The sequence below is a fragment of the Bacillus salitolerans genome (assembly GCF_042680805.1).
In the GTDB taxonomy this organism is placed as follows: domain Bacteria; phylum Bacillota; class Bacilli; order Bacillales; family SA4; genus Bacillus_CJ; species Bacillus_CJ salitolerans.
On the sequence record NZ_JBHUEM010000028.1, the window covers coordinates 1 to 22,772 of the forward strand.

At 36.9% G+C, this 22,772-nt stretch carries 21 protein-coding genes and 1 riboswitch; of the genes, 15 read left to right on the top strand and 6 right to left on the bottom strand.

Going from position 1 to position 22,772, the window contains the following annotated elements; translation table 11 throughout:
* Window positions 1–525: 525 nt before the first annotated feature.
* A riboswitch (TPP riboswitch) is annotated at window positions 526–640 on the top strand.
* A 189-nt stretch (window positions 641–829) separates the two neighbouring features.
* Window positions 830–2,608: a phosphomethylpyrimidine synthase ThiC gene (thiC, locus tag ACFSCX_RS15575; RefSeq protein ID WP_377929176.1), complete on the top strand. Its 1,779-nt coding sequence runs from the start codon at window positions 830–832 to the stop codon at window positions 2,606–2,608.
* A gap of 25 nt (window positions 2,609–2,633) precedes the next feature.
* Window positions 2,634–2,804, top strand: coding sequence for a serine protease (locus ACFSCX_RS15580; protein WP_377929177.1), 171 nt, complete (start codon window positions 2,634–2,636; stop codon window positions 2,802–2,804).
* A 445-nt stretch (window positions 2,805–3,249) separates the two neighbouring features.
* Here ACFSCX_RS15580 and ACFSCX_RS15585 read toward each other — a convergent pair whose 3' ends face one another.
* Window positions 3,250–3,417: a hypothetical protein gene (locus ACFSCX_RS15585; RefSeq protein ID WP_377929178.1), complete on the bottom strand. Its 168-nt coding sequence runs from the start codon at window positions 3,415–3,417 to the stop codon at window positions 3,250–3,252.
* 180 nt (window positions 3,418–3,597) lie between these two features.
* Between ACFSCX_RS15585 and ACFSCX_RS15590 the strand changes: the two genes are divergently transcribed.
* Window positions 3,598–4,044, top strand: a complete 447-nt coding sequence (locus ACFSCX_RS15590; RefSeq protein WP_377929179.1) for a DUF6376 family protein — start codon at window positions 3,598–3,600, stop codon at window positions 4,042–4,044.
* A 207-nt stretch (window positions 4,045–4,251) separates the two neighbouring features.
* Here the strand turns inward: ACFSCX_RS15590 and ACFSCX_RS15595 are convergent, their stop codons facing one another.
* Entirely contained in the window at window positions 4,252–4,743 is a 492-nt protein-coding gene (locus ACFSCX_RS15595; RefSeq protein ID WP_377929180.1) for a hypothetical protein, read from the bottom strand.
* A 416-nt stretch (window positions 4,744–5,159) separates the two neighbouring features.
* Here ACFSCX_RS15595 and ACFSCX_RS15600 point away from each other — a divergent pair, with 416 nt between their 5' ends.
* The 3 genes from ACFSCX_RS15600 to ACFSCX_RS15610 all read left to right on the top strand — a co-directional run bounded on the left by ACFSCX_RS15600 (window position 5,160) and on the right by ACFSCX_RS15610 (window position 7,264).
* Entirely contained in the window at window positions 5,160–5,483 is a 324-nt protein-coding gene (locus ACFSCX_RS15600; protein ID WP_377929181.1) for a hypothetical protein, read from the top strand.
* Window positions 5,484–5,556: 73 nt separating this feature from the next.
* A complete protein-coding gene (locus tag ACFSCX_RS15605) occupies window positions 5,557–6,099 on the top strand; it encodes a hypothetical protein (protein WP_377929182.1) in 543 nt (180 codons plus the stop codon).
* A gap of 37 nt (window positions 6,100–6,136) precedes the next feature.
* On the top strand, window positions 6,137–7,264 hold the full coding sequence (locus ACFSCX_RS15610) for an amidohydrolase family protein (RefSeq protein ID WP_377929297.1): 1,128 nt from the start codon (window positions 6,137–6,139) through the stop codon (window positions 7,262–7,264).
* A gap of 71 nt (window positions 7,265–7,335) precedes the next feature.
* Here ACFSCX_RS15610 and ACFSCX_RS15615 read toward each other — a convergent pair whose 3' ends face one another.
* Complete coding sequence (locus tag ACFSCX_RS15615; protein WP_377929183.1) at window positions 7,336–8,100, bottom strand: YibE/F family protein; 765 nt, start codon at window positions 8,098–8,100, stop codon at window positions 7,336–7,338.
* Window positions 8,100–9,227 (bottom strand): YibE/F family protein, encoded by a 1,128-nt coding sequence (locus tag ACFSCX_RS15620; protein ID WP_377929184.1) that lies wholly within the window; start codon window positions 9,225–9,227, stop codon window positions 8,100–8,102. The genes ACFSCX_RS15615 and ACFSCX_RS15620 overlap by 1 nt, the downstream gene beginning before the upstream one ends.
* A gap of 649 nt (window positions 9,228–9,876) precedes the next feature.
* Between ACFSCX_RS15620 and ACFSCX_RS15625 the strand changes: the two genes are divergently transcribed.
* A complete protein-coding gene (locus tag ACFSCX_RS15625; RefSeq protein WP_377929185.1) occupies window positions 9,877–11,169 on the top strand; it encodes an ATP-binding protein in 1,293 nt (430 codons plus the stop codon).
* A gap of 759 nt (window positions 11,170–11,928) precedes the next feature.
* Here the strand turns inward: ACFSCX_RS15625 and ACFSCX_RS15630 are convergent.
* Window positions 11,929–13,959, bottom strand: coding sequence for a molybdopterin-dependent oxidoreductase (locus ACFSCX_RS15630; RefSeq protein ID WP_377929186.1), 2,031 nt, complete (start codon window positions 13,957–13,959; stop codon window positions 11,929–11,931).
* Between the two features lie 136 nt (window positions 13,960–14,095).
* On the opposite strand from ACFSCX_RS15630, the gene ACFSCX_RS15635 reads away from it, so the two are divergent.
* The 8 genes from ACFSCX_RS15635 (at window position 14,096) to ACFSCX_RS15670 (ending at window position 22,071) form a co-directional block, all read left to right on the top strand.
* Entirely contained in the window at window positions 14,096–14,959 is an 864-nt protein-coding gene (locus ACFSCX_RS15635) for an SDR family oxidoreductase (protein ID WP_377929187.1), read from the top strand.
* 3 nt (window positions 14,960–14,962) lie between these two features.
* On the top strand, window positions 14,963–15,784 hold the full coding sequence (locus ACFSCX_RS15640; protein ID WP_377929188.1) for an arylamine N-acetyltransferase: 822 nt from the start codon (window positions 14,963–14,965) through the stop codon (window positions 15,782–15,784).
* A gap of 74 nt (window positions 15,785–15,858) precedes the next feature.
* Window positions 15,859–17,190 carry a polysaccharide biosynthesis protein gene (locus tag ACFSCX_RS15645; RefSeq protein ID WP_377929189.1) on the top strand — a complete coding sequence of 444 codons (1,332 nt, stop codon included), beginning with the start codon at window positions 15,859–15,861 and terminating at the stop codon, window positions 17,188–17,190.
* 554 nt (window positions 17,191–17,744) lie between these two features.
* A complete protein-coding gene (locus ACFSCX_RS15650) occupies window positions 17,745–18,128 on the top strand; it encodes an SDR family NAD(P)-dependent oxidoreductase (protein WP_377929190.1) in 384 nt (127 codons plus the stop codon).
* Window positions 18,129–18,217: 89 nt separating this feature from the next.
* Window positions 18,218–19,720, top strand: coding sequence for a serine hydrolase domain-containing protein (locus ACFSCX_RS15655; protein WP_377929191.1), 1,503 nt, complete (start codon window positions 18,218–18,220; stop codon window positions 19,718–19,720).
* A 90-nt stretch (window positions 19,721–19,810) separates the two neighbouring features.
* A complete protein-coding gene (locus ACFSCX_RS15660; RefSeq protein WP_377929192.1) occupies window positions 19,811–20,380 on the top strand; it encodes a GNAT family N-acetyltransferase in 570 nt (189 codons plus the stop codon).
* A gap of 399 nt (window positions 20,381–20,779) precedes the next feature.
* Entirely contained in the window at window positions 20,780–21,511 is a 732-nt protein-coding gene (locus ACFSCX_RS15665; RefSeq protein ID WP_377929193.1) for a 5-formyltetrahydrofolate cyclo-ligase, read from the top strand.
* On the top strand, window positions 21,511–22,071 hold the full coding sequence (locus tag ACFSCX_RS15670) for a GNAT family N-acetyltransferase (protein WP_377929194.1): 561 nt from the start codon (window positions 21,511–21,513) through the stop codon (window positions 22,069–22,071). The genes ACFSCX_RS15665 and ACFSCX_RS15670 overlap by 1 nt, the downstream gene beginning before the upstream one ends.
* 18 nt (window positions 22,072–22,089) lie before the next feature.
* Here the strand turns inward: ACFSCX_RS15670 and ACFSCX_RS15675 are convergent, their stop codons facing one another.
* Window positions 22,090–22,596: a CBO0543 family protein gene (locus ACFSCX_RS15675; RefSeq protein ID WP_377929195.1), complete on the bottom strand. Its 507-nt coding sequence runs from the start codon at window positions 22,594–22,596 to the stop codon at window positions 22,090–22,092.
* Window positions 22,597–22,772 lie beyond the last annotated feature (176 nt).

A 22,772-nucleotide genomic window follows, 5' to 3' on the forward strand; every position in this document is an offset into this window, starting at 1 on the left:
TCTTCTTCTTCACTCTAACCACCTCCTATTCACCAGAATCGACACTTTTAGTGTACTTTTATAACCTAGTTCGTGTCCAAATGAATAAGGGGGCTTAAAAGAAAGTTGCTGATAACCAAAAAAGTTGTTGATTAATACGAAAAGTTGCTGATAAAATCAGAAAGTTGCTGATAAATTTCAAGGAGTTGCTGATAAAATAACGGAAGTTGCTGGTAGACCTTAAAATGATAAAAAAGAAGATGTTTTTTTAATGGTACGAAAGCAAATTTTCCTCTATTGTGACTCTATCCTTCAATATAATTCTTTAAAATCGTAAAAAGTAACCCTTTTTCAGTAAAATAATTAATAGGTATAACCTTCCTAATGATATCAGGGAATGACATACATCAATTACACTTTCTGTTGATTGTCTGGCTTTCTAAGCAACTATGAGCAAGTGAGAAATGATCCATTTACCAGTCTATAAAATAAAGATTGGATAATTTAGTCATATATGCTATTTTAGAGTAGTAAAATTTAATAAAAGTAAATAACTAGGGGTGTCCATGAGCATGGACTGAGAATGAAACGCGTAAAAGTTTCTAAACCCTCTGGACCTGATCTGGATCATACCAGCGTGGGGAAGTTTTGGATACATACGATAACTAATAGTAAATTAGTGCTGTTTTGTTATAAAATCCAGGTCCGTATATTTATATGTGGCCTGGATTTTTTTGTATGTAAAAAGCATGTTCTCTATTTTGAAGTCTCATTTTCTATACTTTTTGAGGTTCTTCAAGAAAGCGTGGTACTAGGTCTTGTTCCAAATCAAAACAAGGGAGAGATCGTCATGCAGAAGAGTAATTTGAAAGAAATGAACATTGCATTAATGTCAAGTTTTCCAGGTAGTAAAAAGGTGTATGTAGAAGGGTCAAGACCTGATGTACGAGTACCAATGAGAGAGATAAGTTTATCTGCTACCACAGGGTCTTTTGGAGAAGTAGAGAATGAACCAATTCGAGTCTATGACACGAGTGGTCCTTATACTGACCAAAACTATAAGCTAGATATAAAAGAAGGACTTCCTCAAATAAAGAAAAACTGGATACTTGAACGTGAAGACGTAGAAGAATATGATGGTCGTGAAATAAGGCCAGAAGATAATGGGATGAAAGAAGACAAGAATCCAATGATGCAAGAGTTTCCTGGATTAAGAAGAACCCCAATACGAGCAAAACAAGGTGGAAATGTGACACAGCTTCATTATGCGAGAAAGGGTATCATTACCCCTGAAATGGAATACATAGCCATACGTGAAAACGTATCAGCAGAATTTGTTCGTGAGGAAGTAGCGATGGGTCGTGCAATTATTCCTTCCAATATTAATCATCCAGAAGCAGAACCAATGATCATCGGGCGTAATTTTCATGTAAAAATTAATGCAAACATCGGGAATTCCGCTGTAACCTCTTCGATTGAGGAAGAAGTGGAGAAAATGACGTGGGCAACACGTTGGGGTGCCGACACACTCATGGATCTTTCAACAGGTAAAAATATTCACACAACACGTGAATGGATAATTCGTAATTCTCCAGTACCAGTAGGGACTGTACCAATTTATCAAGCTCTTGAAAAGGTAAATGGAATTGCTGAAAACTTAACATGGGAAATCTATCGAGATACGTTGATTGAACAGGCCGAACAAGGAGTAGACTATTTTACAATTCATGCGGGTGTATTATTACGATACATACCGATGACCGCCAAGCGTATGACAGGGATCGTTTCACGAGGTGGATCGATTATGGCACAATGGTGCTTATACCATCATCAAGAGAATTTCCTCTATACACATTTTGAGGAAATTTGTGAAATTATGAAAGCCTATGATATTGCCTTTTCACTTGGTGATGGATTGCGTCCTGGTTCGATTGCGGATGCAAACGATGAAGCTCAGTTTGCCGAATTAGAAACATTAGGAGAACTAACGGATATTGCGTGGAAGCATGATGTTCAAGTGATGATTGAAGGACCTGGGCATGTTCCAATGCATAAAATTAAAGAAAATATGGATAAACAACTAGAGATTTGTAAGGAAGCTCCGTTCTATACGTTAGGTCCATTAACAACTGATATCGCACCTGGATATGATCATATAACATCTGCTATTGGAGCTGCCATGATTGCTTGGTATGGAACAGCCATGCTATGTTATGTAACACCAAAAGAACATCTAGGATTACCAAACAAAGATGATGTCCGTGAGGGTGTAATCACCTATAAAATTGCTGCACATGCAGCAGATCTTGCAAAGGGGCATCCAGGAGCACAAAAACGTGATGATGCCTTATCCAAAGCACGTTTTGAGTTCCGTTGGCGTGATCAATTTAATCTTTCATTAGATCCAGAAAGAGCCATTGAGTACCATGACGAGACATTGCCGGCAGAGGGCGCGAAAACAGCACATTTTTGCTCAATGTGTGGTCCAAAATTTTGTAGCATGAGAATTTCTCAGGACATCCGTGAGTATGCAAAAGAAAAAGGGTTGGATACCATAGAAGCAATTGATGAAGGAATGAAAGAAAAGGCAGAGGAATTCCAAAAGTCTAATGGGACAGTCTATCAGTGATAAAAACTAGAGGGGGCCTTGCATGATGAATAACGCCCAAATCATAATCAATGAAATTACTTGTTTAAAGAAAAAGATTCAAACGCTCGAGCAAGAATTGAAGAACATTCAACAGAAATGTGACCATGATTTTAACGGTGATTCCTATAGTCGGATTTGCAGTAAATGTTCGATTGTGGAGGTTCTATATTATTAAATTTGTAGACAACAATGTGATAATCATAGGAGTTTCTTTATCTATATAATAAATAATGACCATACATTTATTGAAAATATGTATGGTCATTTTTCTTATGTTTTATCCCGCTCCAACTGGCGCTAAGACCCCCACTTCAAAACTTTAGATGAATCGAGAAGTTTAAGTGGGGGATAAGCGCCAGTAAGAACCCGATTGGTTCAACTATCAATCAGTGTGGGATGAGGAAAACCCCCACTGATTGAAGTTTCACTTTATTGTGCCATAGTTACGTTATTCTTTAGTAGTCCGGCTCCATGGCCCAGCCAAAATGAAATGTCGGCGATCTTTGCCAGTTCATCCTACTCGAGGTCATGTTCCTAAATGAATAAAAGGGAAAAGCGCCCTATTTCTTATTTACGGAAAAAGAGTCAGTTAGTTTTCTAATCTGAATACCGAAAATAAACTAAAATCTCCAATTTAAGAATACATATCCAATAATTCCAATGATAAATGCGAGTAATCCAATAAATGTGAACAACCGATTATTCATTTTACTTTGGTTATTCTTTTTAAAGAAGATGCTAACAATGGCAACGACTACAAAAATAATTCCAATCCAAAATCCATCCATTATAATCACTCCTAAAAAACAATGAGGTTAATACTTCATACGAACATTTTAAGTAAACGTTTCACCTAATACAGTGTAATTTTAATCCATTACAATAATTCGGAAACTATTTACATGGATATACGTATATAGAAGGGCATAAGAAAGATTCTTGAAATGAAGATATTGGAGGGTGAGAAAGTGAAAAAGCAGGTAGTAGCTATTTCTATGGTACTCATGTTGTTTCTGGGAGGATGTTCTTTACTAGAGGGTGTAAATAACACAGTAAACTATGTGAATGAAGCAACAGATTATATTCAGGAAGTAAGTATTTTTGTGAAAGAAGTTCCGGCTCTAGCTGAGCAAGCTGTTAGTGATGAACAGGCATTAGTGGAGTTAGAAACAAAACTAGTTGAGATGAAGGATGATATGAAAGCATTTAATGAACTTCAAGCACCAGAGATTGCATCGAAACTTCATCAGCAAATAATGGAACATAACCAACAAGCAGTGGAAGGTATTGATTTGTACTTAAATAATATAAAAGATGGAAAGCTGGATCCATCGGTTCTAAAAAATAATCAAGTCTTTGAGTCCTTACAGGAAATAACAAACACACTTGACCAAATAAAGAAGTTAGGTCAATAAGAACAAAGGGGCATTACCTAAATATAACGTTTTCTCTTTTGGCGTGTTAAATGAAGGAACGATCAACAAATAACAGCTTACATCACATACAAAAACACAAGTAATGTAACATCGTAAAAAGGAGCAGGATATAATTTTCCTCGCTCCTTTACTTCTTCAACCAAAGCTGGTTTAAATTAAGTAAAGTTTATTCACATACAATAAAATCTACTTTTTTACTTCCTTAAGCCATTCCTCCGAGCCATCTGTTAAAACAACTTTTATATCCTCATTTTCGTTTACACTTAGGTGGTACCAGACCCGTTCAGCACCGACATCCACCTCTATCATTTTCGCTTCATTATCACCTACATAAACTTTTTCATGTCTGGGTTCCGTTAATGTTCCGCACCAAATATATGGTTTACTTTCTAATAAGGCTGACCACTTACCATTGCAACTAGTAGTTTTATCCCAAACCCAGTCATTATTCACTTTATTAAAATGCACAATTTGTAGATGGTTGTTGTTTTGTTCGTCGCCTTTAGTGTAAGAAGTAAAAAGAATGATATGATCTTCCTCTACTTCCTTAACTAACCTATAGTCATCAACATCTTTAAGTTCTTTCATTTCTTTATGAAAAACATCTTCCATCGTATTATCTTTGCTGCATCCTGTAATTAAAATAGCCAACAGAAAAATAAAAAGAGTTCTTTTCAATTTTTCAACCCCCTTCATACTACTATCTTAACATAATATTTTTAGACCTTATTAAACCTTACTGCAAAGGTTAGTTGAAGAAGGATTAGATTTTTACTTTTTTCAATTACTAATGGTTGTTCATATAAGTATTATATTTCACTCCTACTTTAGCAAATGAATTCGCAGGCTGAGAATTACTGTTCTAACTTTGTTAATTGAAATTCTATGTTGTTGATCATTCACTTGGAAATACAACCAAAAAAACATGACCCTAAATCATATGCGATTTAAGGGCCTATTTTAATTGTTATATCGTGTTTTGCATCTCAAATGAGAACTCGTTAACCTAAATATAGGTAGTTATTTATTTGGAACTTTTTGGTGGGTGAATCGTAAATACATATAACAAAGAATAAGGAAGGGGAATTTTCCATATGAAAAACATAGTAAGGATTCTTATAACATTATCGGCTTTACTGTTTGTAAATTACATTATTACGTTACTATTCTCTGTTAAATTTATTGATTTTGCATTTGTTGTTGGTTTACTAGGAATTATTTGCATTAAATTCTTTAGCTCAACTGGGGGATACACTAGTAGACAGATGGATGTTATGATTCAAGCGCAGACAGGCATCAAACAAGACGAACAGAAGCAGTCTTTTACACCATCTATTAGTTTTTACACCGCGATTATTTATACAGTGGTGTCTGCCGTTGCAACTGCCATTTACTATAAAGATTATTTTATTGGGTAGGTAGAAGAAATAATAGAAGGAATTAGTCGAAAAGGCTCGTATTACATGTATAAGGAAAACATGGAGGTACTAGATGAACAAGCCCTACAATATCATACTCCTCTTCGTGTTGTTAACAAACATCATGATGGGGTTCCTTTTATTTCAACAAAATTCACTACTTACTGAATATAAACAGAAGATTACGAGTCTAGAAGTACGTTTGGAAGACTTAGATGATGCAATAGAGGAACAAATGATTCCTAGTTTAAGGGAGCTTCAGCATAAAGATAATTGGGAAGTTCGGGATGTTTTTATAAAAAATGGAAAACGGATACTTGGTGTTATGCCAGACCCTGGTCTTAGGGCTGGGAAAGTGTTTGGCTATATTTTTAGCTTCAGCGAGCCATTTGAAACCTTTACAGGAAAAGAACTAGCGATTTATGCTTATCATAAGGAGACTGGTGATAGAATAATCGCTGTTGCACCTAAGATAATAACGGAATTATCCACAGGCTATCCAAGCTTAGAACGATTTACTGCAACGTTTGAAATTCCAATTGGTGGATTGTGGCGTTATGAAGTTGAAATTGACGGTGAATATTATGCAGATGTGGTCCTACAGATAAACGACTAGCCTCAATGTTTAAGGAGGAGGTAGAACCGTGAAGAGAATGGTTCAGGTAATAGCTTTCATAGTCATTATTATTGGATTATGGGCTCTATTACTTCTAAACAAGGGAGTGCAGATTATCCATGCTGTGGATTATCATCCAGATAGTGACATAGCAGAGAAAATCAAAAAACTACGGAAACAAGCAAATCTTGATGAACCTTTATATGAGGTATATCAAGATATACCTGTCATTGATGTGCATAATCATGATGTTAAGTATTTAGATATGACTGAAACACGGGGGCAAGAGTCAAGTGATTCTCTTATAGAAGTATGGAAGGAATATGGGATTGATAAAACTGTGTTATTTGGGGATGTATCTGAACCATCTGCAATCGTTACGGACAAGCTTTCTTGGAAATACTATCAAAAATATCCAGACCTTATCATCCCATCTTTTGCTGGCTTTCCGATTGCATCTAATGGAAACGGACCAGAAATGGTGGAGGAAATGTTAGAACAAGGGTACTTAGCAATCGGTGAGATCTATGCAGCATCTACTTATTCTGAAGCCGCCAATGTCATTTGGAAGGGGGAGCACCCATATTGGGGTGAGTTTCCCAAAATATATGAGCTTGCAGCAAGATATAAAGTGCCCATACTATTACATATTGATCCACCAAGCGGGACACCCATTTTGCATTTAAAAAAAGCGTTAACAAATCATCCAGACACCTTATTCGTATTTGCCCATGGGAATGTGTATACTTCTCCGCAACAACTCAAGAGTCTACTGGATGAATTTGAGAATTTGTATATTGACTTTTTTGCTGGTTTTACTCGTTTTAATCAGTCTAGCAATTATTCCCTAGAGGATTTTATCCCTGTCATTGAATCACATGCTGATAGGTTTTTTATGGGTACTGATTCAGGATTTGATATTGGCTTGGAAAATTCGTACCATGCTTTGTACGAAACATTACATATGCTTAGTCCCGAAACGGCTGCAGGTGTTGCCTACCAAAATTATGAGAGATTAATTGAAGAGCAAACGCCTTCGGAATATCAGGTGAATAGAATTAAAGAATTGTGTAAGAAGTTGGGGATAAATAATAAAACATACGAAATAAACAAGCGTGAGGCAAATGAGTTAATATTCCAGTTGGAAAAACTCTCCAAAGAATGACAGCGGTGAATAGCAAAAGAGGAGGTAAAATAAAGTGACCTCCTCTTCTTTCAATCTTTTACGGAACTAATCTACATTTTTTCTTTTATTTTCACTAAGTAAGTGGCAGTAATCCAGGAAGCAATAGGAATAACAAGAGCAACACCAATCCCAGCGCAAAGTATCGTGATCAACTCAGCACTAAATATTTTCGAATTAACAATTTCTCCTACGGAATAGGATAAATCCTTAAACCAGATAAGCAAGGCTAAGTAACTCCCAAAGAAAGCGAAGAATAAAGTATTCGTACTCGTACCTAATATATCTTTTCCAATTGATAATCCAAAAGTAAATAACTCTTTTCTGCTAATAGAGGGGTGATGATAAAAGGCTTCACGCATAGGTGATGTGATGGAAATGGCAATATCGATAATAGCACCAATTGTACTCATAATGATCATCGAGGTTGCAATTTTTACAAAATCGATTCCAATGGTAAGCGAATAAATGCTAATTTCCTCAATTTCCTCTTCTCCAAATCCTTGTATCATCATAGTTTCAGTAACAATCACAATAAAAAGTAATAGAATAGCTGTCGTAATGATACTGGAAATGAAAGCTGTTATGGTTTTATTATTCACTTTATTTATGTAAAAAAGATTAATGCAGCTAATGATCACACATGCAACCAATGTTAGAATAATCGGATTTGCCTTCGGATCGGTCATTTCAAGGATGGTCAGAAACAGAACACCAAAGTTTAAGAACAGTGCAATAAAAGAACGTGCCCCTTTTTTCCCACCAACAAGGACCATCAATATAAACAATATCGTTGTTAGTACTACTAATACATTCATTATCTTTCCCTCTTTTGATTAATGAAATAGATGGCAGTAAATAAACCAATTGGAATCGTTAATACAATGCCGATGCCCCCGGCTAGGGCCCGAGCTAATTCTAGTGTGAGGTTTATAGATAGGGTAAAGCCCAGTGGGGAGGCATTCTTCAAGTATAAAATAAGCATAGGAATGGAGCCGCTAATATAGACAAAAAATAAGATATTCGTCATCGTTCCCATTATATCTCGTCCAATATCTAACCCGGATTTTTTTAGTGCCCCGACAGATATGTTAGGATCCCTTTCATACAATCCAAATATCGAAGAAGACATGGTAATTGCAACATCCATGACAGCTCCTAAAGACCCAACCAATACGCCAGCCATAAACACGACTTGAGGAGCACGAGTGAGAAACTGCATCCCTTCATAGCGGAGCCCCATTTCGGACGATAAAGATAGCGAAAGATATGTAATCCCGAGCGAAGTAAACGTTCCGAGCAATGTCGCAATTACGGCTGCATATGTTTTTTCGTTAAAGCCGTTAACGAGTAACAATGATAGGACTGTGAATAATATGGCACTTATACTACATATCAAAAGTAAAGGGATGTTTGGTGTATGGATGTAAGTATCTAAGGCATAAGAGAGTATAAAAGCATTCATGACCAAACTGATGATTGAGAGCAGTCCTTGTTTTTTTCCAACCATGAGAAGGGTGAGAATAAAGATCCAGGCTATGATTAAAACATGTTTATCACGCTTAACGTCTGTTATTGTACCCGTTAATTCTGACTCCTTAAAAGAATTAGAATCAATCGAAACAAATAGCTCATGTCCTCGTTTATATTTATGGTCGTTAGCACCAGAGGCTGAATACTCATTTGTTAGCTTGATAAGCTGCCCCTCTTGTTCTCCATTTTTTAGAATTCCAATGAGATGCTGGGTGAATAGTTGATCTTGATTATCATGGATGTCAATGATTTCAATTGAATCAACTAAATTGATATGGATGACTTTTGCAATGGGCCTTTCATAGAAGGAATGATTGTTGTTTACAAAAATAATCGTAGAAAGTACGAAAACGATCGTAAGTGAGTAGTACAACAAGTGCTTTTTAGTACATTTTTTAAAGAAATCAAACAAAACAATCCCTCCTTTATTGGGATGAAAAAAAGAATGTCATAGAGAAACGAATCCACATCTTTGTTTTCTCCTCCTCTTTGAAATATTGAGTTTTTCAAAGGGGAAGAGGTCCAAATAATTCGATTGAAAATATATGGGTGTGAGAAGGATAAGTCTCCTCATAAAATATATTGTTAAACTAAAACAAGAGAGGAAAAAAGCTGTAATTAAGCTATGAATTTTTTGTTACCATGTTCATCACCTGGATCGAGAATATCCGAAGCAATTGAACTACCTACTAAACTAATTTCTTGTATAGCTTTGGTATAAGCATGGTCAGATATAAAATAACTTGAACAGAAGTAAATTATAATCAAAATCGAAAAGGCTACATACCTTTTCAAATAATCTCTTCCATCTAAGTTATATCTACATTATATACCGGATTTATCAACTAAATTAGTTTCTCTATAGAAAAGGAGATACATAAATAAATTACCGGAAAATATTCAATTTGAACATTCACTGATTAGGTGTAAAGATCTACATAAAAAATGCAGAAGGTGTCGAATATGGTCTAATACTTTCTAGTGCTCAAGACTTCTTTTTAACTAGAAAATATAGTAAAATTTTACTATATTTACTATCCTATTAAAGGTGGTGTTTTGAAATGCCATCAGATATAAAAGATTTGTTACTCAATTTATTTTTTGTGATCTCTTTACCGCTGATTTTTCATTTTTTGTTTGAAAAACGCTTTAGAGGAATTGCGAATAAACAACTTTTTACAGTGGTATGCGCGTTATCCATTATCACTGTCGTTTTTAATCCTGTGGAATTTGATGATGGGATTATGTATGATTTAAGACAAATTCCGATTTGGCTTGGAAGCTTATACGGTGGGCCGATTTCAAGTGCCATACTTATCACTACCTTACTTTTGGTCAGGTCATTTTTTGGTGGGGACGGGATTGTCATTGCGATGATAATTTCAGTCCTTCAGTTAGTCATTGTTTTCTTCTTTTGGAGAAGGTTTTTAAACCTAAATACATCTCAAAAGGTTTTGACTGCGACCGCGCTAACATTCATGTCTTCCACAGGCTCTATTCTACTATTGAAATTTTTATATGATTATGACACAGATATTTCGATTACTGTGAAATATGTACTAGTTCAAACGATCGGTATGACTGTCATGTCCTACTTATTTGAAACACTTACACAAAATATTTATCTACGAGAAGAGTTACTAAGGTCTGAGAAAATGAAGGTCGTCAGCCATTTAGCATCAAGTATTTCTCATGAAGTTCGTAATCCTTTAACCGTTGTCAGGGGATTTATTCAATTGCTGTACCAAGAGGAAGTTCCATGGGCAAAACAACGAGACTATTTAAAGGTGTCTATGGATGAGATTGATAGGGCGGACAAGATTATTCGAGATTATTTAACATTTGCAAAGCCAGCACCTGAACAATCAGCATGTCTAAATTTGGCTACAGAAATAGAGCATTCTGTTAATGTCGTCATGCCTTTAGCTAATTTACATGGTGTTAGTATTAACATGAAACTCTTCACGGAATATGTTGTTGGTGATTCGGCTCAGGTTCAACAGTGCATTATCAATATTTTGAAAAATAGTATTGAAGCAATGGCAAATGGTGGAACGCTTGATATTACGATGAATAGGTTGAATCTGTACCATTTTCAAATAGAAATTGCTGATACGGGTACGGGGATGAGTGAGGAACAAGTAAGGAGACTAGGGGAACCGTATTTTACAACTAAGGGTGTAAAAGGTACAGGTCTTGGGATGATGGTTGTGTTTCGAATCATCGAAGCATTAAATGGTTCTATTCACGTTGAGAGTGAACTGAACAAAGGAACCAAAATGATAATTACGTTTTCGAAAAATTACGCAGGCTCCATTTCCCATGAACAATTAACCAAACATGTTCAAATATAAAAAATGCCAAGAGCTGTATAAAAAGAAAATAGCTTGGCTATGATGGGGTTATAAGGTATTCCCCCTTATAATAATTTCTCCTTGATCTGCCGAATCGGTAGATCTTTTTTTTGTAAGTTTTGATCATTGATATTGAAAAGCGTCTTATTTAGCATGAAAAAGTTTCTATGTAAATTAAGAGAATTGTTTACTATTACACGAATCAAACTGTCCAATAGAACCCTGTTCAAAGACATTTCATTCGCAAATGGGCATCAAAATACCCAATAAAAGACATCTGAACGGACCGTATATCGAGATAAGGTAGGGGACATCCGACATATCCTTACTTATTACCATTGTGCAGTGTGTGGTAAAGTGAAAATGGCTGTCGAGATTTCTTGACAGCAAGGGACACATAACATACATGAAAATATATACTACTCCCAAGCTGCCACGTTAATGTTTTCCTCATTTCGAAAACCCCTTCTTCACTAGTTTCGAGTAGTATATCTGATCCTACTAGTACAGTATCATGATTGTGAACATTCGAACATCAAGGAATCCCATAAATCACTCTTAGAGGAGTGTTAGCTTTGAAGTGCAAGTATCTAACTATTGAAGAAGGAGATAGAATAATATGATCCGAATTAAGCTTCCTTCTTCAATGTGTTTTTACCAGTATTATCCAATAATACAAATGATTTCTTTGAAATAGATTGCTCTTTTTGAAGGATCACTTGTCTCACTTTCTTCTTATGAGCGTAGTGATAGTTTGGATCAGAACATCTTACGAACTTCAACCCATGCAGAAAAAAAGGTTGCCCCTCCACCCATATCAGACAATCGCTGTGAGGTTAAAAAGTTAACAGAGCTGATGCTATGTTCAGGGTCATCCCACCATAACCCTTGTGTAAGAGCCATTCCTGGTAATATTTCCTCTGTAATCTTTAATGTCATTGCAATAGAACCAAGGTCGTTATAAACAGTAACAGTCTCTCCATCGAGTAATTCCCTTTGACTTGCCTCATTTGGGTGGAGATAAAGGAGCGGTTTACCCTCCATTTTTTTTAACTCATCCAGATTTGAAAACGTTGAATTTATAAATTGGTGATTCGGACCAGAAATAAATTGAAGCTTGAATTTATCACTTTCTTGTATGGGTATATAGGTTGGAACCGGAGGAAGTCCATGTAATTTCATTCGCTCAGAATACAATTCTATTTTTCCAGAAGGTGTCGGAATGGTATGAGGGAACGTGCTAGCTTCAGGTATGGAAAGCTTGATGATTTTTTCCTTTTGAAGTCTCTCATACGTAATTCCCGATAAAAATGGACTGTTTTTATGATCGAGTGCTTCACGCAGCATTTCTTCCTCTGTGATTTGAAACTCTGGTCCTGTAAATCCCATGCGGTGAGCAAGCTCTTTAAATAAGGTGAAGTTTGATTTACTTTCAAAATAAGGCTGCATAATTGGCTCATTAAGCTGCAAATACAAATGCCAATAGGATTTATAGAGATCCAAGTTCTCGAAATGGCTCGTAGCTGGGAGGACGAGGTCCGCGTATTTACACGTATCTGTTAAAAACAGATCATGTACAACTGTAAATAAATCGTCTCTTACTAAGCCTTTTCGTACCTTTGTTTGATCAGGTGCAACCTGAGCAGGATTGCTGTTGTATACAAAGAGCCCGAAAATGGGTGGATCCTCATGAATCAATGCGTCACCTATCTGATTCATGTTCACCGTGCGAACATTTGGACTAGGACGTAGGTCAGGACGTTGTAGTTTTTCCATATTATATTGATAAAAAGAACCGTTCCCTTTCAAGGCGCCCCCGCCCCTTATTCCCCACTGACCAGTTAGGGCAGGGAGGCAAGTAATGGTTCGAATCATCATCCCACCATTTTCATGGTGCTGAAGTCCATTTCCGATACGAATAAAGGAAGGGGTAGTGTTCCCGTATAGTTTTGCGAGTTTCATAATGTCTTCTTCTGAGACGCCAGTAATGGCCGATACATATTCAGGTGTATATCGTTCCGATTCTTTTTGCAATTCATCAAAGCCGGTTGTAAATTGATTGACAAAGTCATAATTTACGAGGTTATGAGAAATTAGCACATTCATCATGCCAAGTGCTAACGCCGTATCAGTTCCTGGTTTTAGTTGAATAAACCAGTCTGCCCATTTTGCTGTCCGATTTTGATGCACATCAATGACGACAATTTTTGCTCCGTTTTTACGTGCTTGATTAAAATAAAGGACTTGGTGCATATTGGTGCTAAAAAGGTTACATCCCCATACAATAATTAGTTTTGCGTGTACCGTTTCCTCCGGGTCAATCCCAACCGGAAACCCCATCGTGTATTTATAGCCAGCACTTGCGGCAGAATTGCAGATCGTTCGATCAAGATGACTAGCTCCTAACCGGTGGAAATAGCGTCTGTCCATCCCATCACTATTTAACAACCCCATATTTCCATAAAAGCTGTATGGGAGAATACTCTCTGCTCCATGTAAATCGATGATAGAGGTAAACTTTTCTACTATGAGGTTATAGGCTTCGTCCCAAGAGATTCTTTCAAATGAATGATCCCCTTTGGCTCCTATTCGTTTAAGCGGGTATTTAAGCCGAGCGGGGTGATGAACCCTTTCTGGAAACTTTCGAGCCTTATGACAAATAACACCATTTGTGATAGGGTGGGCTTTGTCACCAGTCACAGAGGTGATGGTGTTGTCATCTATCGCTACGGTCAAACCGCATGTATCTGGACAGTCAAGCGGGCAAACAGATCGATGCTTTGTAACCATTGGTTTTCCATCCCCTTACTCATTATTATAAATTATCTCCATTTTACCATTATCTTCTATTGGAAGGATGATAGAAGGACTATTTACAATAAAAAAAGAATAGTATAAGGAAGCAAATATGAAGGACGGTGATAGTATGAGCAAAAAAGTAGCGATTATTACAGGGTGTTCAAGTGGATTTGGATTGATGAGTGCACTCGAATTAGCACAAAGTGGATTTCAGGTCGTTGCTACAATGAGGGATCCTAATAAATCGACAGAACTACTTACACAAGCGGAGAAAGAACATGTAAAAGAACATATTACAGTCTTTCCATTAGATGTAACTTCGAAGGAATCGATTGAAGGTTTGATGGAGTATATAAAGAGTCTTCCTTCTGTTGATGTGCTTGTGAACAATGCAGGATTTGCCGTTGGAGGATTTTGTGAAGAGTTAACGATCGAAGATTATCAGGAGCAGTTTGATACAAATTTCTTTGGAGTCATCTCGGTGACGAAAGCCGTTCTCCCTTATATGAGAGAGCAACAGAGCGGGAGAATGATCAATATTAGCAGTATTAGTGGACGAATCGGTTTTCCCGGTTTATCACCTTATGTGTCATCGAAATTTGCACTGGAGGGATTTAGTGAGGCATTAAGCTTTGAAGTTGCACCTTTTGGCATTGATGTTGTGCTTGTGGAGCCTGGCTCCTATGAGACTAGCATCTGGTCTACCGGTACGAAACTACGAACAGACCATTCATCAAGGGAAGACTCACCTTACTATTTTTACTTAAAAGCAATCCTAAAGAATTTACATAAGGCTAAGCCAAAATACGGAGATCCCCGTGAGGTTGCTAGATTAGTTGCTAGCATTGCTTCTCAAAAAACAAAGCCAGCTTTAAGATATCCAGTTGGAAAAGGGGTTAAAACTTCGATCAGGTTAAAACATATCCTTCCATCGAATCAAATGAAATCAATCGTTACAAAGAAACTATTAGGTTCAAAAGTGGGTGACTAAGTCATGGATTGGAAGAGAAAGTATCTATCCTTTTTGGAGGTGGAGGAAAAAGCTCCTACCTATGGATATTTAGTCGAGCTTATTCAAGCTCACATGCAAAAAGTGTCATTCGATTTATGCAGTAAAATTCATTACTTTCTCCATCAAGAGGAAAATGGATGGTTAACTCCACCAATCGAGGTATTTGTTCAAAACTTATATGAAAAAGGCTTTGGTGGAAATTGCTTTATTCTAAATCCGAGCTTTAAGCAATTAGTAGAAGCACTAGGTTACTCGGTTCATCTTGTAAGGATTCCGGCCGGTCATGTCGCGATGTGCGTAACGATTGAAAATAAGCAGTATTATGTGGATGTTGGCTACTCGGTACCCATTTTCGAACCAGTGAAGCTAGGGAAAAACTCTTCTTACCATGCATGTGGAGAGGACGTGTACATCACGAAGGAAAGTGAGAACAGCTACATAATCGATAGGCACCGAAACGGAGCAAGTTTTGTTAAAAAGACAATTGATCTTACTCCCATTGAAATGGATGATTTAGCAAGTGATATTGCTGATTCGTACAAGGATGTTAATGATAACCGGTTTATGAGAAGAGTGACAGCAACCGTTTTTAAGGAAGGTATAGCCTATTCGGTTGCCAATAATATTCTGTATGTAGCAAGTAATAAAGAATCGAAAGAATATGTTTTTGAAAGACGCGAAGATTGGATGAAAATGATGAAGGAAACTTATTCAATCAAAGAAAAATACATAAACGATGCACTAGCCTTTCTAGAGGATCGGGGAGTTCATTTGTTCAAGCAGTCATGTAAAAACTTTGGGTGAAAATTTTATAGATATTATCTCAACTTGTCTCATATATAAATAAAGTAATTATTTTAGAGACAGGGAGATAAGACATGAAGACATTTTTTAAAGGATTTCTCTTTCTTGCCGTGGCAGCGTTCATTGGGGAATGTTTGGAGTTTGTCATTAACCTCGTGCTTGCGAGACAGCTAGGTGAGCATGGGCTAGGTATATATATGACCATTTTACCTTCGTTGTTTTTAGTTGTTATCATTGCTAGCTTAGAATTGCCAATCTCGATTTCAAAGTTTATTGCTGAGAAGGAAGAGAGATTTCATCGAAGCTTGATGAAGCATGCGACGAATCTGGCTGTTAAATTCATGTTTGTCTTTATGGGTGTGGTCCTCATCATCCTGCCACATGTATCATTTTTTGATAACTACCATCCGCTTGTAAAATGGCTGTTTGTCATCATTATCCCGATTATTTCAATATCCTCTCTTGCAAGGGGATACTTTATGGGAAAACAGGATATGAGTAAAATCGCTATCTCCAATTTTCTCCGAAAAGTAGTGCAGCTCATTCTTTTAGTATTTTTATATCAGCTCTTTTCGTTTGACTTTGATACGTCCATTTTAATTGCCCTTTGTACTTTAATTGGAAGTGAGCTCATTGTATTTGTGTATTTGATCCATGCCTTTTTCATTAAATGGCAAACCATTAAACAAGAGAAGTACACGGTGATGACAAAGAAAGAGGCAAGGGGAAATCTACTAGCAGTTTCGATTCCGACAACTGGCATGAGAATCTTTCATTCTGTCACACATGCGATTCAGCCGTTCTTGATTAAGGCAGCTCTTTTGAAAGCAGGTCTATCAGAGGGAGTAGCGACAGAGCAATTCGGATTGATGGCTGGTGTTGCAATGAGTATCGGTTTCTTCCCAGCCTTCATTGCTCACTCCTTACTAATTGCCTTGATCCCGGCAGTCTCTGAAGCTTATGAACATAAAGATAGCTCAAAGCTCCAAAGGCTGCTCCAACAAGTGATGTTGATTACGTGTGCATACGGAATACCAGCAGTTATTCTCTTTTACTTTTTTGCAGAGCCTTTAACCCATATTTTCTTCGAATCTTCGTCGGCAACACTGTATCTAAAGCTACTCTGGCCGTATTTCTTATTACATTTTTTTGTGATTCCTTTGCAGGCATACTTAATTGGCTTAGGTCTTGTCAAGGATGCTTTATATCATGCAATGTGGGCAACCATGTTATCGTTTGTGGCCATGTACATATTAGGGTCTATGCCACATTTGCAAATGCAGGGAGTCATTGTTGGGATGAACTTCGGTGCGGTGCTCATGACGTTGCTGCATTATTTAACCATTTGCAAGAAAATTGGGTTATCGATCCATTTGCAGTTTCCAGTTGATAAAAAAGTAATCTAAGTGTGTAGGCCAAATCGGTTTGATTTGGTCTATTTAGTTGCTTAGGAAATGTTAAAAGCTCAGCATTTGTGGATAACTTAGTGATGTGCGTAGTAATCCGGCTCCAGCGCCCAGCCAAGATGAAATGGTGACGATCTTTGCCATTTCATCCTACTCGAGGGAAAAAGAAAAATCACTTTTTCCTTGGTCAAATGTTCCTTGAAGAGTAAAAGGGAAAGAGCGCCCTGAGCCTTTTGTTCCTCAAAGAAAAGTATAAAACTTATTACATAATATTGTGTATACATGGGACACCGCGTAACAAAACAAACCTATAAGGACTTGGTTCTAGACAAGTTCACTACCGTAATAGCCATTAATTGTTACAGTATTTATAACTATACGAACGACGTATAGACTAATTGGTAGAATTTAGTATACTCAAATTAGAACGTCCGTTCAGTTTAAGTAAGGAGTAACATTTTGATGAAGAGACGTTATGACAGAGAGAATGCAAAAAACGAAATAATAGAACATGCTTCCCTTCTATTTTCACAAAAAGGATATAATCAAACATCATGAAGGAACAAGGATTTGGCCATATTGTTAACACGTCATCTGCTGCAGGTCACGGTCCATCACCTGTGTCAGCAGCTTACTCAACTACAAAGCATGCTGTTGTTGGATTACTACATTATGAAGCAGAAGAATTCGGTATTAAAGTAAGTACGCTTTGCCCAGCATTCGTTGATACCCCTATCTTTGGTAAAGCAAAAGCCATTAATATCGATAAAAACGTCATACAAAAACAATTGAAAAAGCAAAAAATGATGACACCAGAGAAGCTCGTTAAAATTACGCTTGATGGCGTTCATAATAATAAACCAATCATCTGTCCTATGCCAATGCGTAAAACGATGGATATTGTGTTTGCAATGATTCCCCTTTACACTATGCTCTAATGAGACTAGTTTGTAAGGTTAGTAGAGAAGCATGAAAATCACCGTAATATGGTGTGCACTCGAAATGATAAAAAGGGGGGGAAGTACCTTTGAAACAGAAAATATATCTATTCCTTCTTCTAGTGTGGATAGGGAGCTTTTTACCTGAATCGCAGCTTCTTGAAACCTATGCAGCAACAGATACTATGCAAGAAAAGATTAGTCTTATCGAAGAAGAAATACAGAAGAACATGAATATACACGACATCCCAGGAATGGCATTTGCCCTAGTGGATAAGAATGGAACGATATTTGCTAATGGTTTTGGCATACTAGATGTAAGAGATGACTCTAGTAAAATAGATGAGTATACAAATTTTCAGCTAGGGTCTTTATCCAAAGTGTTTACATCATTAGCCATCATGCAGCTTCAAGAAAAAGGTGATATAAACATCGAAAAACCAGTAGTGGAATATCTCCCATGGTTTTCGATTAAAGATTCTTTCTTGTCTAATCAAATAACCATTAAACATTTACTCAACCATTCTAGTGGTCTACCAGGAAGACTAAATGTGCACGATGTAGACACGATAGACAGACAAGAAATTATACGTGCAGTCAAACAGAAACTTAATGGTGTTATATTGGTGGGCAAACCTGGAGAAGTCTATGAGTACACGAATATGAATACGGACTTATTACAGCTTGTTATCGAGGAAGTGACAGGTGAATCATTTGAAAATTATATGAATGAACAGATTTTCAAACCGCTTGAAATGAATCGAACGGGATATTTTACGTATCAAGATCGTCAATTAAATAATACAGCCACTGGACACCGTTATCACTGGGGAGATTTGCGCCCCTATAAGGAAGAGCTCGTATATGCAACATCTAATTCAGCTGGTTTGTCCTCCAATGTTCGAGACTTAGCTAATTTTATGATCATGCTATTAAATGATGGAAAACAGGATACAAAATCTCTGGCTAGTGCTAATAGTATAGCTGAAATGTTTCAACCGAATGATTGGGGAATTGGCTATAACTGGTATATTTACCCGCATAATGTGTATATGGAAGGCGGTCTACCTAGCTTTACATCTACAATGGTTCTTGCTGCAGATCAATCCTTTGGGTTTGTCCTACTATCTAATTCCAAACAAAATATAACTCTGCATACTGGCTTTAATCTATTTAAAATACTCAATGAACAAACACCAACAACTCTAGCAGTCTCTGATTTTCCAAAAATAGATTATGATGCCAAAATTATTCTGACAATCGTAATCATGATTGGCATAGTGCTAGTCTGGACAGTAACTTTATTAGTATATCAATTAATAAAAGGGTCTAAAAGAATTGCCTTTAGTAGGCCAGGGGGTAAAAAATCTATTTTTCTATTATTGATCCTTTCTCTGTTTTTAGGAATCATGACCTACATTTACGTCATACTGCCTTATTACATCGGAGTTCCCACGTTATATGACTTTAAAAAGGAACCTGATTTTATTATGGGAATATTGTTATTTACGATCATCTATTCAGTCTATTCCTTGTGTTTATGCTTCAGGATTCTTTTCGTGCGTAACGTTATAAATGATCATGTAGTATGAATTGTGAGGTAAGAAAATCTTATTTACGGAAATTTTGAAATAGACTACCATTTATAGGAATATATTGATAAAGAATGGTGGAAAACAATCATGAGTTTTTTCATTAGAAAAGGTACACGTATCGATCTACAAGGAATTGATGAACTAGTTAAGTTGGTTAAAGAGAACCTATTAGAGCAACATATTTTTCAATGGGATGATAATTATCCGAATAAAGAGTATTTAGAGCATTGCATTCATGAAGGAGATCTTTATGTTTTAGAGGATGATCAGGATATAAAAGGAATTGTTGTACTCAATGAGTGGCAGTCTCAAGAGTGGGAAAGCATCCATTGGACAGAAGGTAGCCCCCTTGTTATCCATACGCTTTGTATCCATCCGAAAGACCAGGGAAAAGGGATTGGCAAACAACTCCTTCTATTTTGTGAAGACTATGCTAAGAAGAATGAATATGACCATATTCGGTTAGATGCTTTCGCAGGGAATAAAACGGCATTAGGTTTATACGAAAAGTACGGCTATGAGTATAGGGGAGACGTACAATTTGACTTTAAGCCTGTTGGGCATGAAACATACCGTTGTTATGAAAAAGCGCTAGGTGGCAAGGTTTTTATAGGGAAAAGTTCTGATAAAACTGTGGAAGTAGCCGATAAAAAGTGACTAGTTGATGATAAAAGCTAGGAAGTTGCTGATAAGGAAAATAGTTGATGATAAACAGTAAAAGTTGCTGAAAAAATAAGGAAGTTGACGATAAAAAACAGCTAGTCGCTGATAAAATCAATAAAGCTGCTGATAACGATCAATTTCTGAAATAAATCAGTTGTTTTTTCCTGCGAATGAATTAATTATGCAATGAAATCTTGTCTAATGGATAAATATGAATAAATCTTTCAAACTATATTGATTAAATTCTGAATATTTGATACAATAAAACATATTTTTAATGAGCTATATTTTTATATAATATTGTTTACAAAATGCTGTGAGTGAATGCTAATGTTCATTTACGGCATTTTTTTAGCGTTAATGGCTCTATTTTCACATAAAGGTTGGATCGAGATGACAGTGAAAGATGAGATACGACATAAGGTTTGGAGTGTATTAACTGAGCAAAAATTAGGCCGATTTCCTTTTCCGCTAACGGGGCGGATTCCTAACTTTAAGGGAGCCGAGCAGGCAGCCCATCATGTTGTTCAATTAGACGTTTATAAAAGGGCAAAGGTGATCAAAGTAAACCCCGATTCACCACAGCTGCCACTTAGGGCACAAATCATTCGGGATGGTAAAACTCTATTAGTGCCGACACCAAGACTAAAAGCAGGATTTATTATGGTAAAACCTGAATGGGTTCCAAACGGGGAAGAGAGAAAAGCTGCAAGTTTAAGCCATATTCATGCATATGGAAAGGTGATCCCGTTAAAGGACATGCCTATGATTGATTTAATTGTAGTAGGATCTGTGGCTCTTCATAAGGATGGTCGTAGAATTGGCAAGGGAGAAGGCTATGCAGACCGGGAATATGCAATTATTCGGGAGCTAGGTAATCCTGAAGTACCCGTTATTGGAACGGTACATAGTGTACAAGTTGTCACAGATGACATTCCAAAGGATCCGTATGATTTAACCGTGGATTATATCGCCACAGAAGCCGTTATTTTCAAAACAGATAGCCCATATGAGAAACCGCCAGGGATTTTTTGGGAACGTGTTACGGATCAGGAAAAGGAAGAGATGCCGGTTCTCGAGGAAATCTATCAACTCATTGAAGAAAGAAAAAAGAGGGATTCTTGATGATACTATATGGTGAAAGAGTACAACTTCGGTTTCTTGAACGAAATGATGCAGAAGAGTTTTTAGAGCTTTTGTTGAAAAATAAAGACTACTGGGGAAGATATGAACCACTACGAGATGAAGCTTACTATACGTTAGAAAAGCGGGCAATTGAGATTGAGGAAAATTATAAAGATGCCAGTAATGGACGAGGCTACAGTTGGGGAATCTTCATTGATAAGGGTAACACGTTAATCGGTGATATATCTCTTTATGGAGTTAAACCAACTCCGTTTTCATCAGGCTCTGTTGGATATTCCATCGACTATGACCAAGCGGGAAATGGCTATGCGACAGAAGCATTACGTCTTGTCTTAGCCTTTGCCTTTGATTATGCTCAATTACACCGAGTCCAAGCCGGGGCAGCCCTGGATAATGAAGGATCCATTCGAGTGTTAGAGAAAGTCGGATTTATTCAAGAAGGGATTTCGAGGAAGAATTTAAAAATAAATGGGGAATGGAAAGACCATTATCAGTACGCAATAATTGATGAGGATTGGCAGCTACAAAAAGAAAAATGACCGTGTCAAAAGACTCGGTCATTTTACATTATACTCAAAAATGATCAACAAGGAGCATATGATTGGAATTGAAGTAAGAATGGCGAGGAATGGCTTTACATAATGAAGCCGTAGCATAATATACATGGTTGGGTAAAAGAAAAATTCCCATAAAAACGAATAACCCTCATAAAATTTGATATAGCCCCACTTGTAGGCAAACCATTCGATAATAATGGACCCTGCGACCCACTTTCCGATATAGTACAGTTGCTGCGTTTTATCTTTATGATCTGGATAATGGTGTAGAAATAGTAGGGAAATGGCGGGGAGCGTAATAAACGTATATAACGTATTATTAATGAAGTGACTAATGAATGGCTTTTCAAGTACCCAAAGCTTCTTTAAGCTATGTGCAATAAAGAGGTAGAATAGATTCATCATCGATATATAATACATGGTGGGCAAATAATCGTGAATTCTTTTGAAGCCTCTCGAAAATAGTGAGGCAATTACGAGTCCTGTTGCACATAACAAATGGTACATAAAGAAGCCCTTTCTTTTAATAAATTTGGTGGCGAATAGTACTATTATCATATTTTCCAAAAATAGGGGTTGTATTCACGAGGTTTGATACTGGGAATTATTTCCAAAGTATAAAACATACGTATTCAAAAAAAGAGAGCCCGACTAACAAGGTTTGCGAATCAGGCTTTTGTGCA

Coding starts and splice junctions, on each gene's coding strand:
- ACFSCX_RS15610 (WP_377929297.1), top strand. CDS start 6,137: ATGGTTCAGGTAATAGCTTTCATAGTCATTATTATTGGATTATGGGCT.
- ACFSCX_RS15675 (WP_377929195.1), bottom strand. CDS start 22,596: ATGTACCATTTGTTATGTGCAACAGGACTCGTAATTGCCTCACTATTT.
- ACFSCX_RS15650 (WP_377929190.1), top strand. CDS start 17,745: ATGAAGGAACAAGGATTTGGCCATATTGTTAACACGTCATCTGCTGCA.
- ACFSCX_RS15665 (WP_377929193.1), top strand. CDS start 20,780: ATGACAGTGAAAGATGAGATACGACATAAGGTTTGGAGTGTATTAACT.
- ACFSCX_RS15660 (WP_377929192.1), top strand. CDS start 19,811: ATGAGTTTTTTCATTAGAAAAGGTACACGTATCGATCTACAAGGAATT.
- ACFSCX_RS15640 (WP_377929188.1), top strand. CDS start 14,963: ATGGATTGGAAGAGAAAGTATCTATCCTTTTTGGAGGTGGAGGAAAAA.
- ACFSCX_RS15630 (WP_377929186.1), bottom strand. CDS start 13,959: ATGGTTACAAAGCATCGATCTGTTTGCCCGCTTGACTGTCCAGATACA.
- ACFSCX_RS15670 (WP_377929194.1), top strand. CDS start 21,511: ATGATACTATATGGTGAAAGAGTACAACTTCGGTTTCTTGAACGAAAT.
- thiC (WP_377929176.1), top strand. CDS start 830: ATGCAGAAGAGTAATTTGAAAGAAATGAACATTGCATTAATGTCAAGT.
- ACFSCX_RS15605 (WP_377929182.1), top strand. CDS start 5,557: ATGAACAAGCCCTACAATATCATACTCCTCTTCGTGTTGTTAACAAAC.
- ACFSCX_RS15625 (WP_377929185.1), top strand. CDS start 9,877: ATGCCATCAGATATAAAAGATTTGTTACTCAATTTATTTTTTGTGATC.
- ACFSCX_RS15635 (WP_377929187.1), top strand. CDS start 14,096: ATGAGCAAAAAAGTAGCGATTATTACAGGGTGTTCAAGTGGATTTGGA.
- ACFSCX_RS15645 (WP_377929189.1), top strand. CDS start 15,859: ATGAAGACATTTTTTAAAGGATTTCTCTTTCTTGCCGTGGCAGCGTTC.
- ACFSCX_RS15615 (WP_377929183.1), bottom strand. CDS start 8,100: ATGAATGTATTAGTAGTACTAACAACGATATTGTTTATATTGATGGTC.
- ACFSCX_RS15585 (WP_377929178.1), bottom strand. CDS start 3,417: ATGGATGGATTTTGGATTGGAATTATTTTTGTAGTCGTTGCCATTGTT.
- ACFSCX_RS15580 (WP_377929177.1), top strand. CDS start 2,634: ATGAATAACGCCCAAATCATAATCAATGAAATTACTTGTTTAAAGAAA.
- ACFSCX_RS15600 (WP_377929181.1), top strand. CDS start 5,160: ATGAAAAACATAGTAAGGATTCTTATAACATTATCGGCTTTACTGTTT.